The organism is Paenibacillus sp. FSL P2-0322, from assembly GCF_037975315.1.
GTDB lineage: Bacteria > Bacillota > Bacilli > Paenibacillales > Paenibacillaceae > Paenibacillus > Paenibacillus polymyxa_B.
In genome coordinates, this window is record NZ_CP150243.1 from 5,680,082 (window position 1) to 5,696,217 (window position 16,136).

General features: G+C 47.1%; 15 protein-coding genes and 1 riboswitch. Of the genes, 11 read left to right on the forward strand and 4 right to left on the reverse strand.

Features of this window, described 5'->3' with window-relative positions; translation table 11 throughout:
* Positions 1–185: 185 nt before the first annotated feature.
* Positions 186–1,277, forward strand: a complete 1,092-nt coding sequence (locus MKY24_RS25155) for a diguanylate cyclase (protein WP_023990814.1) — start codon at positions 186–188, stop codon at positions 1,275–1,277.
* A 67-nt stretch (positions 1,278–1,344) separates the two neighbouring features.
* On the opposite strand, the gene MKY24_RS25160 is transcribed toward MKY24_RS25155, so the two are convergent.
* The gene (locus tag MKY24_RS25160) at positions 1,345–1,818 is read right to left on the reverse strand and encodes an Rrf2 family transcriptional regulator (RefSeq protein WP_069080094.1); all 474 of its coding nucleotides are present in this window, start codon (positions 1,816–1,818) and stop codon (positions 1,345–1,347) included.
* A gap of 66 nt (positions 1,819–1,884) precedes the next feature.
* The gene (locus MKY24_RS25165; RefSeq protein WP_339201091.1) at positions 1,885–4,827 is read right to left on the reverse strand and encodes a glycoside hydrolase family 3 C-terminal domain-containing protein; all 2,943 of its coding nucleotides are present in this window, start codon (positions 4,825–4,827) and stop codon (positions 1,885–1,887) included.
* Positions 4,828–5,061: 234 nt separating this feature from the next.
* On the opposite strand from MKY24_RS25165, the gene MKY24_RS25170 reads away from it, so the two are divergent.
* The 4 genes from MKY24_RS25170 to metE all read left to right on the forward strand — a co-directional run bounded on the left by MKY24_RS25170 (position 5,062) and on the right by metE (position 11,118).
* Positions 5,062–5,532 carry an AbrB/MazE/SpoVT family DNA-binding domain-containing protein gene (locus MKY24_RS25170; RefSeq protein WP_023990816.1) on the forward strand — a complete coding sequence of 157 codons (471 nt, stop codon included), beginning with the start codon at positions 5,062–5,064 and terminating at the stop codon, positions 5,530–5,532.
* Between the two features lie 291 nt (positions 5,533–5,823).
* The gene (locus MKY24_RS25175; RefSeq protein ID WP_023990817.1) at positions 5,824–7,773 is read left to right on the forward strand and encodes an anaerobic ribonucleoside triphosphate reductase; all 1,950 of its coding nucleotides are present in this window, start codon (positions 5,824–5,826) and stop codon (positions 7,771–7,773) included.
* Positions 7,770–8,267, forward strand: a complete 498-nt coding sequence (gene nrdG, locus MKY24_RS25180) for an anaerobic ribonucleoside-triphosphate reductase activating protein (RefSeq protein WP_023990818.1) — start codon at positions 7,770–7,772, stop codon at positions 8,265–8,267. The genes MKY24_RS25175 and nrdG overlap by 4 nt, the downstream gene beginning before the upstream one ends.
* 176 nt (positions 8,268–8,443) lie before the next feature.
* Positions 8,444–8,640, forward strand: a riboswitch (cobalamin riboswitch).
* Positions 8,641–8,799: 159 nt separating this feature from the next.
* A complete protein-coding gene (metE, locus tag MKY24_RS25185) occupies positions 8,800–11,118 on the forward strand; it encodes a 5-methyltetrahydropteroyltriglutamate--homocysteine S-methyltransferase (RefSeq protein ID WP_339201092.1) in 2,319 nt (772 codons plus the stop codon).
* Between the two features lie 88 nt (positions 11,119–11,206).
* On the opposite strand, the gene MKY24_RS25190 is transcribed toward metE, so the two are convergent.
* Entirely contained in the window at positions 11,207–11,740 is a 534-nt protein-coding gene (locus MKY24_RS25190; RefSeq protein WP_023990820.1) for a hypothetical protein, read from the reverse strand.
* Between the two features lie 382 nt (positions 11,741–12,122).
* Here MKY24_RS25190 and MKY24_RS25195 point away from each other — a divergent pair, with 382 nt between their 5' ends.
* From MKY24_RS25195 to MKY24_RS25215, 5 genes are all read left to right on the forward strand, one after another.
* Positions 12,123–12,452, forward strand: coding sequence for a PadR family transcriptional regulator (locus MKY24_RS25195; RefSeq protein WP_023990821.1), 330 nt, complete (start codon positions 12,123–12,125; stop codon positions 12,450–12,452).
* Complete coding sequence (locus MKY24_RS25200) at positions 12,445–12,996, forward strand: DUF1700 domain-containing protein (RefSeq protein WP_069080090.1); 552 nt, start codon at positions 12,445–12,447, stop codon at positions 12,994–12,996. Before MKY24_RS25195 ends, MKY24_RS25200 begins: the two co-directional genes overlap by 8 nt.
* 4 nt (positions 12,997–13,000) lie before the next feature.
* Positions 13,001–13,852, forward strand: a complete 852-nt coding sequence (locus MKY24_RS25205; RefSeq protein ID WP_339201094.1) for a DUF4097 family beta strand repeat-containing protein — start codon at positions 13,001–13,003, stop codon at positions 13,850–13,852.
* 120 nt (positions 13,853–13,972) lie between these two features.
* A complete protein-coding gene (locus MKY24_RS25210; RefSeq protein WP_013312448.1) occupies positions 13,973–14,692 on the forward strand; it encodes a 3-ketoacyl-ACP reductase in 720 nt (239 codons plus the stop codon).
* A 186-nt stretch (positions 14,693–14,878) separates the two neighbouring features.
* Positions 14,879–15,316, forward strand: a complete 438-nt coding sequence (locus MKY24_RS25215) for an AbrB/MazE/SpoVT family DNA-binding domain-containing protein (RefSeq protein WP_013312449.1) — start codon at positions 14,879–14,881, stop codon at positions 15,314–15,316.
* Positions 15,317–15,383: 67 nt separating this feature from the next.
* Here the strand turns inward: MKY24_RS25215 and MKY24_RS25220 are convergent, their stop codons facing one another.
* A complete protein-coding gene (locus MKY24_RS25220; protein ID WP_023990825.1) occupies positions 15,384–15,842 on the reverse strand; it encodes a hypothetical protein in 459 nt (152 codons plus the stop codon).
* A gap of 120 nt (positions 15,843–15,962) precedes the next feature.
* Here MKY24_RS25220 and MKY24_RS25225 point away from each other — a divergent pair, with 120 nt between their 5' ends.
* Positions 15,963–16,124: a hypothetical protein gene (locus MKY24_RS25225; protein WP_013312451.1), complete on the forward strand. Its 162-nt coding sequence runs from the start codon at positions 15,963–15,965 to the stop codon at positions 16,122–16,124.
* The last annotated feature ends 12 nt before the right edge of the window (positions 16,125–16,136 follow it).

Sequence of the window (16,136 nt, forward strand, 5' to 3'; positions counted from 1 at the left end):
CCCATTTTTCCTTATTCTTGTATCTTTGGAGTATGCTCAATCTATTCCCAGTTATGCACCAAACACATGAACGAAACGTTATAAGCGCATCAGCGTAATAAATTTCAATAAATTCTTCATTTTCAAGCTTAATGTCAGTTTTTTTGATAAAATGAAGAAATATGCCTCTCGGGAGGGTTAGCATCTTGTTCAGTACGTTTTTTGTAAATACCTGTATCCTTGTCACCTTTTTGTACATAACTGGCCTCATATCACAAAGATATAAAATCCGTCTGCACACCTTGAAGCGTAAGATACATTGGATCGGAGGCGGCCTTTTTGGGTGCTATGGCATTGTTATGATGTACTATTCAATTCCAGTAGGATTTAATACGATTGCCGATCTTCGTCATTTGGCCATCGTAGCTACCGCAACGTACATCGGCGCCCCAGCAACGCTCATGGCTACCCTATTTATATGTGTAGGTAGATTATTGCTGTTTGGTATCAACACTCAAGCCATCGTAGGCGCTATTTTTATGATGCTCGTTGGGCTGGGGTGCGCTTTATTGTCACATCTGTCCTGGTCACGTTTACCCAAGCTGATGATTATGAACGTTTTTGCTATGGGCATTATATTCTGTTCCCTTATGATTAATTTGAAGAATCTTGATGATGTTCTGCACGTTTATCCGCTCCAATTATTCATATCCATGATCGGCGGATGTCTTCTGTACCTCATTGCTGAATCTATCAACACATCCAATGAGCTATTACTTCGACTGGAGCATACCTCCTACACAGACCATCTCACTAATTTAAGCAACAGAAGACAGCTTGAGTTTTCATTGGAAGAGAAGCTCCCTCAAGCTCGTCAACGTCATGAGCACTTATCTGTACTGGTGTTGGATATTGATCACTTCAAGGAAGTCAACGACACCTATGGGCATGCGGCAGGAGATGCAGTGCTGCGCCAGCTTGGGCAGATTCTAATGGAAAAATGTCGTCCTAATGATGTAGTCACCCGCAGCGGGGGGGAAGAATTCACCGTGCTTTTGCCAAATTGTGCTTTTCGGCAAGCGTTGCGAATAGCTAATCAGATTCTTAGTGGAGTAAATCAGCACGAGTTTATTTTAGCGGATGGTCTTGTTCTTAAGGTCACGGTGTCCATCGGTGTGACGACATTTCCTGGTACCGGGGAAGATATGTCCGGGGCAGCCCTGTTGGAGCAGGCAGATAAAGCACTATACGAAGCTAAAAATGCAGGACGTAACCGGGTTTGCTCATATGAAACATAATTTGAGGCATGACCATTTCATAGAAATAGCCGATACAACCCTCTTTTGAGAGTCGTATCGGCTATTATCATTTTGAATCTTCATTATGATTGCATTTTCCCACCACGAGTGATGTACGATTGGCAAGCGAAGCCAGCGTATGGGACCCCCATACTTCCAGCATACATCGTTCGCTCTCGGCTAAAATTTCGGATACGGCTATCGCCAACTCCTCACAAAAAGGATTGGTTTCCGGTTCATGCATCATACCCGGGAAAATCGGATCACATATTTCAATGGCGTGGTATATATCAGCAAGTGTAATATGGTCGGCCGAACGGGTAAGCACATAGCCTCCCTCACGACCTTCGCGTGCTGCAATCAAATCTGCCTGTACAAGTCGCGTCAGCACCCTGCGCACCAAAGTGACTTCGCAGTCAATGGAACGGGCAATAGAACCGCTGGCACAGAGTTCTCCGTGCTTTTCCAAATAGACAAGCGCCTTTACCGCCACCCCAAGCCATTTGGGCGTTGCGGTGCGTAGTCGTTTTTCACTATTCAAATGAGATGACACCCCTAAGCTGTAGAAACTTCGTTGAATGCATTGTACGTGATGTCAGAAGTAAGTTCAAGCCTGAAAGCCGGAATCCTCTGTAGCATTAGCGCCCAAAGTAAAATGAGCTAGCCGCACTTCCCCGCTCAACAACAGGTATACATCACGTGTGCCAGAGACTGAATGTACCGCTTCCGAAAGCGTAACCCATGCTTGCGCCCCTCCTGTATTGCCCACGTTCACACGTGCCACAGCTTCGCTGTCCGGTGCATCCAAACGCAACTCAATTGTGGCATCGCTACTGTTGCATGACACGCGACACTGAAGCTCGACCACACTCACCGTATCCATGTCTACGCCATGAAAGGCAATCCAACCGGAACGTTGAGGTGTGCGTGGACGTACACAGGCCTCCCTTTGCTCCTTGCTTTCATCCAGTACGATGTCGGAGCAATTATCAAAGTTTTCAGCGCGGATACTTCGTCCAGCTTGGCGTGGTGGAATAACTTCGCCACGAACGTACACAGGGTGCTCCAACCGGATATCCGCTGAGGAAGCGCCTGCCAGCAGTGTATATTCACTCGATTCAACGCAATAGCAATCCCGTGTAACATCCCAAATCGCCCAATCCTTCATCCGAATCGTAAAGGAAACCGTTCGCGTCTCACCTGCCTCTAAGCGAATACGTTGAAAACCGCACAATGTCTTCAATGGTCGCTTTACTCGTGAGGCACCAGGCCGTACATAGAGTTGTACAACCTCTTCACCAGCAGCTACGCCCCTATTCGTCACCTCTACCCACACCTGGAGCGTATCCACAGCATCCAGTGCAGCAATAGATTTTACGCTATCCTTTGGGACATCCGTACGCAGGTCATTATATTCAAAAGGCGAATACGTCAATCCATGGCCAAACGGATACAAGGATTCACCTTCAAAATATTGATAGGTACGACCGCCGCGAATAATATCGTAATCTTTGATGTCGCCCAATTGATCCTCGCTCTGAACCCAGGTCATGTTCAAACGCCCCGCTGGCGCGTAGTCTCCAAATAACACATCCGCTATTGCTGTACCCTGCTCTTGTCCCGCATGAGACGTGTATACGATCGCTGGAATATGCTCCTGAACCCAAGGGATGGCAAATGGATAGCTGCCCGTCAGAACCACAATCGTATTCGGATTGACGCGATACACTTCCTCGATAAGCCGTTGCTGGGAAGCTGCCAGTTCCAAGCCTGGACGGTCATTCTCTTCCTTTCCATTGATGAGCGGGTGATTTCCAACAAATACAATTGCTGTATCTGCCGCTTGCGCAGCGGCTATCGCTTCCGCTAAACCATCTGACACCGTCTCTACCTGGAATGTTTGGCTCTGTCCTAAAACTGTCGAGGCGTTACTCTCTACAGCGTTAAGTGCAAATTTTTCAGCCTCCACTACCTTTAATGAGCCCTCCGTTCCGGCAATCACTGGTTTGCCATTCCATGTTGTCCACAGATGCTCTCCTTGTCCAACAGGAGTCAGCCCAAAGACCTCTTTGACATACCAGCCATACGCTTCATCAGCTGTAACACGGAGCGTTTCCTCATCACTCGTCACGTAAGTACCCAGATGCTCATCATGTAACGTCACACTGCCATAGCCCCAATCCGTCATGGTCAATACTGTGGGCTCTCCATCCTGGGACAGGCGCATCTCACCGGAAGAATCGACTGTGAGCTTCGCTCCGTCATTCACCGCCGTCAAGATCACGCGTTTCTTACCGTCACGGTACACGACGCGTTCCTTTGCGTCCTTGCCTTCCAGCTTGGCACGAATCGCCTCCAGCGGTGTAACCCGGTAGGGCAGCGTACCGGAATACCAGTCGCGGTACACCTCATTGCCATGCGTACCAATGACCGCTACTTTGCCGCACCGGGCAGGGTTCAAAGGCAAGAGTTCATGCTCATTTTTAAGCAATACGATCTGCTCCCTCGCCGCACGCAACGACAATTCACGGGCTTGCTCTGTCAGGAGAGCTTCCTCTCCGATTGAGGCATAAGGATTGTCTGCCGCCGGATCAAATTCCCCCAAACGAAAACGGACACGGAACGTATGGAACAATGCCCGATCCAGGTCTTCTTCTTGTAGCGTTCCTTGCGCCAAAGCTTCTCGAATCGCCTGCTTGGAGAGCTCTGCATCATCTGTAATGCTGTCAATTCCCGCCCGAATAGATTCGGCCACGCCAGGCGTATGGGAATCGTAATACTGATGATCGTTGACAATCCCCATGACATCACCCGCATCACTTACGACAAAGCCGTCCATCCCCCATTCGCCCCTGACAATATCGTTAACCCCATGATATAACGTAGCAGGCGTTCCATTAATCAGGTTGTAAGAAGTCATCATCGACTGGGCGCCGCCTTCTGTAAAAGGCTTCTCAAAGGCTCTTAAGTAATATTCTCGCAGATTTCGTGGGTCTATACTGGAGGAGCCGATTCCCCGGTCCACTTCATTGTTGTTACCCAGAAAATGTTTTAAAGTGGCAACCGCTTTCAAATATACCGGATGATCCCCCTGTATCCCCTTGACTAACTCCTTTGACAACTCTCCCGTCAAATACGGATCTTCGCCGTAAGCTTCCTCATTGCGTCCCCATCTCGGGTCACGCTCCATATCCACCGTAGGTGCCCACAGGGTCAGACCGTTTAATTTTGGATCACGACGATAGTAAACACGTGCCTCATCTGCGATAACAGAGCCGATGAGGCGCATTAATTCCGTATCCCAAGTACATGCCAATCCTACAGGCTGAGGAAATGAAGTCGCCTCACCTAACCACGCTATCCCGTGTGCCGCTTCCGTACCGTGCTTATAAGCTGCGACTCCCAATCGGTCAATGGCCGGCTGGTATTGCAACATGGATTCAACCTTTTCCTCCAAGGTTAGTCGCGAAACGAGATCCCGTACACGCTCATCCAGATGAATCTTCGGATCTTGAAATAAATATTCGATACCCGTTGTTTCATGACTCATATCCGTCATCTCCTTAGCTTAATTAAGATGATAAAAAGTACTTTTATGAAAGCGTTTTAATATATCATAGCTAAAAAGGGGTACCCCGGCAACAATACCGAAAACATCCTATACTGTTTGAAAGAGAGACCGCAGCATAAAGACAAAAAAAGTTGTATTTTACCTTCAATATACAAAGCTAAAAATAATATTTTTTGGTATAATCAGGATATATCACTGAAGGAGGAAGCGCTAATGAAAAATACCGGAATGACAAGGCCTCTGGATCAATTGGGGCGGATTGTACTCCCTAAGGAAATGCGCACTACAATGGATATCAATATCGGTGATTCACTTGAATTTTTCGTAGATGAAGAAGGGTTTGTACTAAGAAAATACACCGGTGTCTCCTGCAAATTTTGCGGCGCAGTGGATCATTTAACTTATTTTCGCGACAGCTTTATTTGCGCAGAGTGCATCCAGGTATTAAAGACCGATGAAAATGTGCATGCCACAAGCACCGATGCTATCCAGGCTCAAGAAGATTCTAAGCCGACCCGAACCAATACAACCTGGCAACCCAAGCAATCTAGAGTGCAGCAAGGTGAAATGGTAAAAAAGCTACGCAAGCTGATTCAGGAACACCCGAATCTGCCACAAAAAGTATATGCCGAAATGCTAGATATTTCCCAAGGCCGGGTGTCCCAGTTGAAAAAGCTACTCTAAACCTTCCCAAAACAATATCCCAAGATCATATACTATGTACTCGCAAGCCTATCATTTTCATCGCAACTACGATGGCCAGATATAGAGTAAGATACATATCCGTGGATGTGTCCCTTACTCTGTATCTGGCTTTTTTATACCGCCCACTCCTATCAATGTGACAATAGTCACATACTCTCAATGTTTACGTATATACAATATATAGATCGAAACAATTGGTTAACACAAGATATCATCAATATGTTGTTTTTGTGAAAAATATATATATTTTACTATATGGAGGGTTTTACGATGAAGGTGCTGGAGGAACATCAATTATACGACATCGGCGAGCGGGTCATTGGGGCACAAGATCTGGACATGCTGCGGGAGAATGCGAATTTGAATGGAGAATCGTTCAGCGGCAAAATGAGCAAGCTTGGGTCCGAGTATGCCAAATGGTATGCGCGCCTGCGGGTACTTCCGCCTGAACTGACGAACGCGATTGACCACGGATATGTATATGTTCACGATTTGGACCAATATGCGCTCGGAACTACAAATTGTATCTTTATCCCGTTTGGTCGTTTACTGCGAGACGGCTTCAATACAGGCAACGGCTCTGTGCGCACACCGCAAACGATTATGTCCGCTATGGCACTGGTCGCCATTATTTTCCAATCTCAGCAAAATAGCCAATTCGGAGGTGTCTCCGCCAATAAAATAGATTGGGACCTTGCCCCATACGTTGCCCGGTCCTTCCGCAAGCATCTGCGCAAGGGACTTCGGTTGTTCGAGGAAGAGATAGAATCCCATCTGTCTGACGACGAACTACATATGGCCAATCCCCATTTGCAAGAAGTCTGCCCTCGTTCATACGCATTCGCACGCGAAGAAACGGAAACGGAAACCCGGCAGGCTGCTGAATCGCTCATTCATAACCTGAACACCATGAGCAGTCGGGCGGGTGGACAGATTCCATTCACTTCACTGAATTACGGAATGTGCACGTCTGCTGAAGGACGGCTTGTTACTCAATCGCTGCTGGAGGCCACTATTCGCGGCTTGGGCAGCGGGGAAACTCCTATTTTTCCGCAGCATATTTTCCAATGCAAAGAGGGAATCAACCAGGCAGAAGGCGACATCAATTATGATTTGTTCTTACGGGCAGTAGAATGCTCTAGCAGACGGATGTATCCCAATTTTGTGAATGTGGATGCCACCTTCAACTTGCCTTTTTACCGTGCTGATGACCCGGATACCATTATAGCGACAATGGGTTGCCGTACCCGCACCATTTCTGACCGTTTCGGTAGAAACCGGCAGAGTGGCAAGGGAAATCTCTCCTTCAATACCATTAATCTGGTGCGGCTTGGCATTGAGTATGGTATTTGCACAGGCAAACGCCTGACACCTGACCGTGATCGCTTTGATGCGAGACTGGAAGAAGTTATGCGCATTGCGGTGGATGGCCTAATCCATCGCTATCAAATCCAGACCAGCCAACCGGCCAAAGCCTCGGACTTTATGATGCGCGAAGGGGTATGGGAAGGTGGAGAACAACTGGCGCCAGATGATAAGGTGGGAAGCGTACTAAAGCACGGTACGCTTTCGATCGGGTTCATCGGGCTGGCTGAGTGCATGAAGGCACTATACGGGAAACACCACGGGGAGGATGATTTCGTATACCGCGAGGCACAGCGAATCATCACTTCCATGCGCGTGTATTGCGATCGAATGAGTGAATATCACAATTTAAATATTACATTGTTCGCTACGCCTGCCGAAGGTCTGTCGGGCAAGTTCACATTGCTGGATCAACGTGATTTCGGGATTATCCCTGAGGTAAATGATCGAGAATATTACACGAATTCTTTTCATATTCCCGTGTATTATACGCTCCCGGCTGCTCGTAAAATCAGCTTGGAAGCTCCGTTCCATAACCTCTGCAACGCTGGTGCGATTTCATACATCGAGCTGGATGGTAACGCGCGGAATAACCCGGATGCGTTTCTTAAAATTGTTCAGTACGCGCTGCATCAGAACATCGGCTATTTCTCTATCAACCACCCGGTGGATCGTTGTACGGAATGTGGTTATGAAGGGATTATCGGGACAAGCTGCCCCCAATGCGGCACAGATGAGGAGCATACACACTTTCAGCGCTTACGTCGGGTAACCGGATATCTGACAGGAGATTATACCGTTCGCTTTAATGCTGCAAAACAGGCAGAAGTTCGAGACCGGGTGAAACATAAGTGAATTTGTGTGGCTACATTCCGGAATCTCTGAACGAAGGATACGGCCTGCGCACTGTCGTGTTTATTAGCGGTTGCCGTCATGCCTGTCCCGGATGCTTTAATCCAGCGTCGTGGAGCTTCCGTGCAGGTGAGCCATTTACACCCCAACGACAACAGGAAGTCATTCGTGACATCATGGATAATCCGTTGTTGGACGGACTGACTCTCTGCGGGGGAGATCCGTTTTTCTCAGCAGCAGAATGCTCGCAATTTGTGCGTGACTTCCGCGAGGCCTGTCCCGACCGAACCGTGTGGGCTTATACTGGCTTTGTCTATGAAGATTTACTCACAGATCAGGAGCGACAGGAGCTAGCGCTTTTGTGCGATGTGATTGTGGATGGTCGTTTTGTAGAACAGCAAAAGGACCTGACCCTTCCCTTCCGGGGCAGTCGCAACCAGCGTCTGGTAGATGTAAAAGCCAGTATTCAGGCAGGCTATACCGTTTCATTGGCTTAACGCGAAGTTTACCCGGCAAGATGCTATATATCTAAGACAAGTCCCCATCATGGGTAAGGCTTGTCTTTTTTTCATATAGCTAACTGTTTCCATTGGAGTTTCTATTGCGCATCCTGTAAGTTTCACTTATGATGGTGAACAAGTATACGAGTGCATAATTATTCGTCATACCTTAACCGCATAGCTTGGAGATAGGTGTCTGTTCTATTCAGATCAGGCTTAAAAGGGAAGCCGGTGCAAATCCGGCACGGTCCCGCCACTGTAAACGGGGAACTTTCAGCTGTTCATATATCCACTGGTCCACAGACCGGGAAGGAATGCTGAGAGTCATGATCCGTAAGTCAGGAGACCTGCCTATTTTAACAACATCGCAAGTACCTACGGAAGATAGGGAGGTGTTAAGAGCAGTCGCCGTATTTTTGATTTTTTAATCACGGAGGCATTCTTTCCCCTACTTATTTTTAACTCTGGGGGAAGAATGCCTTTTTTGGTACGTAAAAATAAAACAGCTACCCACTAGGAGGAAAAGTACATGTCCATTATTGAATGGCCTGAATTGTCCGGCTTGATTAGCAGTAATCTGGGATATCCGCGTATCGGCGAAAACCGGGAATGGAAGAAAGCACTGGAACGCTTCTGGAACGGCAGCATTAACGAAAGCGAACTGCAGACGGAGATGAAAAGATTACGGTTGGAGCATCTGAGCAAGCAGCGTGACAAGGGGATTGATCGCATTCCTGTCGGAGACTTCTCCTATTACGATCACATGCTGGATACATCTGTAATGTTCGGTCTGGTACCCGAACGGTTCAACCATCGTCCCGCAGGTCCGGTTCCTCTGTCCGTGTATTTTGGGATCGCTCGTGGACAGAAGGGAGCAACCGCCAGTGAAATGACCAAATGGATGAATACCAATTATCACTACATCGTTCCTGAATTGGCAAACGCAGTCCCGGTGTTCACTGAAAATAAACCCTTACAGGCTTATCGTGAAGCAAAACAAGAACTAGGCATTGATGGGAAACCGGTCCTCATCGGCCCCTATTCATTCGTTACCTTATCCAAAGGCTATGATCGTAAGGATTTGGCCACCATCGTACGAAGCTTCCTGCCACTGTACACCCGTATCCTGTCTGAACTAGCGGCAGAAGGCGTTCAGTGGGTCCAAATCGATGAACCTGTCCTAACCACCTCATTCCCGGCAGAGGATTTGGACATTATTCAGGAAGTCTATGAAGCTTTGACTCAAGCTGCGCCCTCCTTGAATATAATGCTGCAAACCTACTTTGGCAGCCTGGACCATTATGAGCGTCTGTCTGCACTTCCGGTACAGGGATTGGGTCTTGATTTTGTGTATGATGATGGCGAAAATCTTCAGCATATATTGCAGCATGGCTTCCCTAAAGGAAAAACGCTGGGCGCTGGGGTTATTGACGGGCGCAATATATGGCGAAGCGACCTGAACGCTGTGGCTGCCCTGCTGGGTCAGTTAGCAGAACAAACCACTGCCGCACAGCTTATCGTACAGCCATCATGCAGTCTGCTGCATGTGCCAGTCAGTCTGGAGGCAGAGCACAAGCTGGACAAGGAGCTGGTGCAAGCGCTGGCCTTTGCCGATGAAAAGCTGGAGGAAATCGCCGTCCTGACGGCTGCACTTGGCAAACACGATCCTTCCGCACTCGCCAAGCTTGAGCAAAGTGCGGATGCGGTAGCCCGTTTCAACAGTTCAGCGGCACGCGTACAGACAGCTGCCGATCTGGCCGACCTGTTGGCAAAAGAGCCTCTGTCACGCAGCGTTCCTTTCGCCGAGCGTCGTGAGATTCAGCAAAATAAGCTGAAGTTGCCTCCACTGCCTACGACGACCATTGGTAGCTTCCCGCAAACCGCCGAGATCCGCAAGGCCCGCCTGCACTATCGCAAAGGAGAATGGTCAGCCGAGCAATACCGGGCGTTCATCCAACAGCAAATTAAGGAATGGATTGATATTCAAGAGGACATTGGCATAGACGTGCTTGTTCATGGAGAATTTGAGCGGACCGATATGGTTGAATTTTTTGGCGAAAAGCTGAACGGCTTTGCTTTTACGCAAAACGGATGGGTGCAGTCCTACGGCTCCCGCTGTGTCAAACCGCCGATTATATACGGAGACGTTTCCTTTGATCAGCCCATGACCGTGGAAGAAACGGCATTCGCCCAATCGTTAACTTCCAAGCCTGTTAAGGGAATGCTTACAGGCCCTGTGACCATTTTGAACTGGTCTTTTGAACGTAACGATATTCCTCGTAGTCAAGTTGCTTTACAGTTGGCTCTGGCATTACGGGCAGAGGTAGAGGCACTGGAACAAGCGGGCATCGGCATGATTCAGGTCGATGAGCCTGCAATTCGTGAAGGGCTTCCACTGAAAAAAGAACAACAGCAAGCCTATCTGGACTGGGCGGTTCAAGCCTTCCTTGTGACCACGGCCACCGTTGAACCTGCGACCCAAATCCATACGCACATGTGCTATTCCGAATTTCAGCATATGATTCAGTCCATCTCCGATATGGATGCCGACGTTATATCTATTGAAACTTCGCGAAGTCACGGAGAACTGATTGTCAGCTTTGAAGATCAGGTATACGACAAGGGCATCGGTCTGGGCGTGTACGATATCCACAGTCCGCGCATCCCCGATGTATCTGAAATGCTAAGCATGATCCAGCGTGCCCTGCGCGTATTGCCATCAGATTTGTTCTGGGTTAATCCGGACTGTGGTCTGAAAACCCGCACCAAGGAGGAATCTGTCGCCGCCTTGCGACTAATGGTACAAGCGGCTCAAGCAGCCCGGGCTGCATTGGCTGTATCCAACTAATTTTTTTATCGTATCAAATCGCGCCATCATTTTCACCATATCCTATTCCCCTTCCCGGCCCTTTTTGGTAAAAGCCGGGAAGGGGGATTTATTCTAGGTCATATAATGTATAAACGCCTTGAATATGCTCCATTTTCATCTGCTTCATATGTACGCCTAAGCCATGTTCTTGATCCCAGGAGCAACTAAAATTCAAATACAGTTCATCCTTTGCCGATGAGTCGGAAATCAGTATAGACACAAGCTGTATTCGATCCAGCAATTGTTCCGGCCGCTCCACATAAGGCGCATATTCATCTGGGTCCTCTCCCCATATACTGTAAGCATTCCGGTACTTTTCCACTATGCCAGCATAATGATGGTGTATGGACTCCAACACTTGAGGATGAATAGCTGACGAATATTCCATATACTGCTCCCATGTGTTTTTTTGCAACTGTGTAGGTTCTTCTATAGTCTGTGCCTGTTCTTCGGAGTCAGCCCCCACGATAAATTCGACTTCTACTTCCGAGGGCTGCCCGCAAAAATTAAGATGTACTACACCACGCAGAACAATCTCCTCAGATACATCCCAAGACTCATCATCCTGTTCCAGTTCCATATACCAATTTTTCCAATCCACCCTTTACCCACCTCTTCATAAAAAGTAATATTTAACCCTATTGAATACTTTACAATCTATCATTTTAATGAATGAAATTAAAGTAGCATCCTATTTGTGCTTCCAGCCATATTTCGAGTAATTTCCAAATAAAAATACTTTTTTCTACAACATTCGCTACTCAATAAAGCCTCCAAGGAAGGAATTCTGCCCATTTTGGCACAAATATTTTATTATTAAAAATTTAGTACCTTGCATTAATCAGTACATGATGTTAAATTATACCTGACTACTGTTCTATAATTAGTACCCGTGACAAATTATGCACAAACACACGTTTCTTCCCCTTATTCCGAACGACACCTATGAATTATTGATAACATCCAGGAAGGGAGCACCGCTCGTGAATGTGAACATCCAATTCAAAAAAGGGGTACTGGAACTGTGCGTTCTAGTTCTAATTGGACGCAGAGACCGTTATGGCTACGAGTTGGCTCAAGCCGTCTCCCGTCATATTGAAGTAGCTGAGGGAGCCCTATATCCATTGCTCCGCCGTCTGGTATCAGAAGGATACTGCACAACGTATTTACAGGAATCGACCGAGGGGCCTCCCCGCAAATATTATCGGCTGACTGATACTGGAAGCCATTATACAAGAATACTTACGCGGGAATGGAATGATTTTGTCCATCATGTCGCAAGCCTACTGGAGGAAGGGAATTCCGATGAATAGAAAACAGTTTCTTACAGAGGTAGAGCAGCGTCTTTCTCCTCTCCCTGCAGAGGTACGCAATGAGCTGCTTAGTGATTTGAGCCAGCATTTTGACTACGGGTTGGTTAATGGCAAAAGCGAAAGTGAGATTGCCAATGAGCTGGGTAACCCGGAGGATATTGCCCGAGAAGCGTTGGATGATCCCAATGCAGCCTGGAACGCTTCTCCTCCGCTTCGTCAGGGAAGCTTCGCACGCAATCTTTTTACTTTCTTAGGGCTGCTGTTTCTCAATTTGCTAATCTCCATCCCGATTATGGCTACCCTATGGGCAGTATGGGCTTCATTGACCGTGGTATCGGTCAGCTTCATTGCAGCCCCCCTTCTCGCCGTTACTGATTATGCACTAAACAGCACCTTTTACCCGGCCAAATTCTTTTTCTCTATCACGATGACGGGTATAGGTCTATTGCTGCTGCCTGGAGTACGTTATCTCTTACTCCTTATGGTCAAAGGCACAGTACGATACTGGAAATGGAATCAGACTACCCTGAGGGGAGCTTACTAACAACATGAATAAAAAGTGGTTTATTGCAGCAGGTCTGTGCATTGTGATCGGTGTAGCCGGAATGGTGGCTTACGGTGCCCCATGGAGTCAACAAGTCATGAAGGAAACAACTGCGATTAACAAAAAATGGACGTTCACACGTGGTCAGCTACAGAAGCTGAAAGTGGACAGTTCTGATGATGTCTCTATTTTGTTTACTCCCGGCTCTGGCGACCAAGGTACGATACGCATTAGTGGAGAAGTTCAGACAAAAGTAGCCGACCAGATTCATAATGCCCAAATTGAGAACGGTAAGCTTACCATTCAATCGGAGCCGGCCCCTTCCTTGTCATTCCTTTCGATCACCCCTGATGTGGATCAAACGATTACCGTAGAGATGCCCTCCGGCGAAACACTAACTGACCTACAGGTAGATGCACATTCAGGGAATGTAAAACTTCAAGATGCCTCCGTGCAGAATACTTCCATCACCGCTACTTCAGGCACTGCCGAGATTACAAACCTCCAAAGTACCCACCTGATCGCAAATTTAACATCCGGCAATTTTACAGCCAGTCAGCTTGCAGCAGATATGGAGTTGAAGCTTACTTCTGGCGATGTTACCATCCGCGATTATAGCGGTAATGGCCTTATTTCCCTAACCTCAGGGGAGACAAATATTACGCAACGTGCCGTAGCCAACTTGGAAGTGAATGCTGATTCTGGTGACGTGAAGATTAAACAAGCTCCCGATTTTAAAGGTGTTTATAATGTCCACTCTGACTCTGGGAGTATAGATACTCCCGAATCTGTTCCCGGTAGTGTGAACGTGATAAAGGCAGAAACCACCTCAGGGGATATTAATATTTCCAAATAGGAGACCTCTAGATGAATACCTCATCAGAGGCGAAGTTTGGTTCAATGAGTTTAACCTTGTATAATGTAACCATGTGCTCACATGCACAACCACGTTATGGAGTGAAAAGGAGGAGACTGGATGGAACTTAAGAATAAAACAGCCATTATTACAGGAGCCAGCAAAGGAATCGGTAAAGCAATTGCCGAAACTTTAGCTAAGGAAGGCGTCAACCTGGGATTAATCTCACGAACATTGACTGACCTGCAAAAGCTGCAGGATTCGCTGGGGAGTACATACGGTGTGAAAGTGGTGAGTGCTGTTGCAGATATATCGGATCGTGCACAGGCCGCTGCCGCTGTAGCTTCACTGGAACACGAGTTGGGCGCTGTCGATATTTTGATCAACAATGCAGGCATTGCTACCTTTGGCACAGTCGCAGATATGGACCCCGAAGAGTGGGAACGTATTATTCGCGTAAACCTGATGGGAACCTACTATGTCACACATGCTGTTCTTCCAAGCATGCTGGCACAAAAGAGCGGAAACATTATTAATATATCCTCGACGGCAGGAGAAAGAGGTTTTGCAACAGGCTCAGCATATTGCGCGTCCAAATTTGCTTTGATGGGCTTCACGGAAGCACTGATGCAGGAAGTTCGCAAATCTAACATTCGCGTTACCGCGCTGACTCCAAGCACTGTCAATACAGAACTGGCGGCAAATGCAGGATTGCCTATTGGTGATGAAGATCGCATGCTTCAACCGCAAGATTTGGCCGATCTGACATTAGCCGCATTGAAACTGCCTCCACGGGTTCAATTAAAAGTAGCCGGTATTTGGACAACCAACCCACAGTAATTCGACATGACATCTTAGATTCATTGGCTGTACAATGCTCCGGCAGACGTAATTGTTCGTCATGCCGGAGCTTTTTTTTCAGCAGAGCTATACCAAAACAAACTGTAATATAAGCGCTTTGTACTTCCAGCATATATACATACAATTCCTACAACTATAAGCGCATTTCAGGAAAGGGGAAAAATGATGAAGAACACAGGAATGACACGGCCATTAGACCATTTGGGCCGCATTGTGCTGCCCAAGGAGCTGCGCAATTCTATGAATATTAATATTGGAGATGCCCTCGATTTTTTTATTACCCCAGAGGGACTGATGATTCGCAAGTATACGGGGGTTTCTTGCTATTTTTGTGGTGCCGTAGATCATTTGAGCTATTTTAGGGATCATCTGATATGTAAAAGTTGTATTGAAAATCTGAAGAGCGATAATCCTTCCAGTCATTTGAGTGAATCCCGTCCTGTCCAGCCCAAGAAAAGAAGGAGTTACAGAAATCAGAATGATCTCCTGAATAAACTAAAACAGCTCATGCAGGAGCATCCTAATGTATCTCAAAAAGAATTAGCCGAAATGCTCGAACTATCCCAGGGACGCGTGTCACAGCTTAAAAAGCTACTCCTTTAAATGATCCTGCCGATCCGTCTGTTATTATCAACAAAAAAAGAGCCTGACGGCTCTCGGATCATCATCGTTACGCAATGTCAGAATGCTCCATAACCGGGACTCGATAGGCCAGCAAGGACTCGTCTATTACGGCAGAAATAAACGTTGCTTCTATTTCAGGCACCAATCTAAGCGCATAATTCCATGCGTTTTCTTCAATTTGCAGCGCAAGTCGTTGCCGGGTCCCTATCCCGCTCTCTTGCTCCAAAGCATCGGAGAGGTCCACTAATTCCGTATCGGCGGCGTGCCCGATCTCATGTGCAAGCACAACCGTAAAATACTCCTCAACTTGATCAACGCTGCCGAACATTTGTAAACACTGTGTTTCAATAACGTCCGTATACATGGTAATGGCGTGAGCATTCATGGCATATTTGCCCCCAATCAGCCTTCCACCAGGAAAACGTTTCTCCAGCTTAACTGTCACACCTATAGCAGCCCGTTCCAAAAGCTCAGCGACAACGCGCTCTGCCTGATATCTTTCCAACTTAGCTTCGCTCCTCAAACCAGGATATATAAAGTTATATTTACTTTAAACTTATGAAATCATGGATGTGTTCATACCATACACAGTACGATATTATACCTTTTTACAAAGGAGAATACCATGTCAGAAGATTATTATATAGGCTGGGGAACGCTTGCCCTTATTAATGCCGGCTTGGCACAATCCAAAAATCGGAGCGGGCTAAACTGGTTTCTGCTCTCCCTATTAATAGGGCCACTGGCTACCCTTTTTATCGTTGCATGGGATAAGCTGGAATCCTAATCCAGCCATTAG

Bases quoted from the DNA above. Each gene is read 5' to 3' on its own strand.
- MKY24_RS25170 (WP_023990816.1), top strand. From the start codon at position 5,062: ATGAAAAATACCGGAATGACAAGGCCTCTGGATCAATTGGGGCGGATT.
- MKY24_RS25215 (WP_013312449.1), top strand. From the start codon at position 14,879: ATGAAGAACACAGGAATGACACGGCCATTAGACCATTTGGGCCGCATT.
- MKY24_RS25165 (WP_339201091.1), bottom strand. From the start codon at position 4,827: ATGAGTCATGAAACAACGGGTATCGAATATTTATTTCAAGATCCGAAG.
- MKY24_RS25175 (WP_023990817.1), top strand. From the start codon at position 5,824: ATGAAGGTGCTGGAGGAACATCAATTATACGACATCGGCGAGCGGGTC.
- metE (WP_339201092.1), top strand. From the start codon at position 8,800: ATGTCCATTATTGAATGGCCTGAATTGTCCGGCTTGATTAGCAGTAAT.
- MKY24_RS25200 (WP_069080090.1), top strand. From the start codon at position 12,445: ATGAATAGAAAACAGTTTCTTACAGAGGTAGAGCAGCGTCTTTCTCCT.
- MKY24_RS25205 (WP_339201094.1), top strand. From the start codon at position 13,001: ATGAATAAAAAGTGGTTTATTGCAGCAGGTCTGTGCATTGTGATCGGT.
- MKY24_RS25225 (WP_013312451.1), top strand. From the start codon at position 15,963: ATGTCAGAAGATTATTATATAGGCTGGGGAACGCTTGCCCTTATTAAT.
- MKY24_RS25210 (WP_013312448.1), top strand. From the start codon at position 13,973: ATGGAACTTAAGAATAAAACAGCCATTATTACAGGAGCCAGCAAAGGA.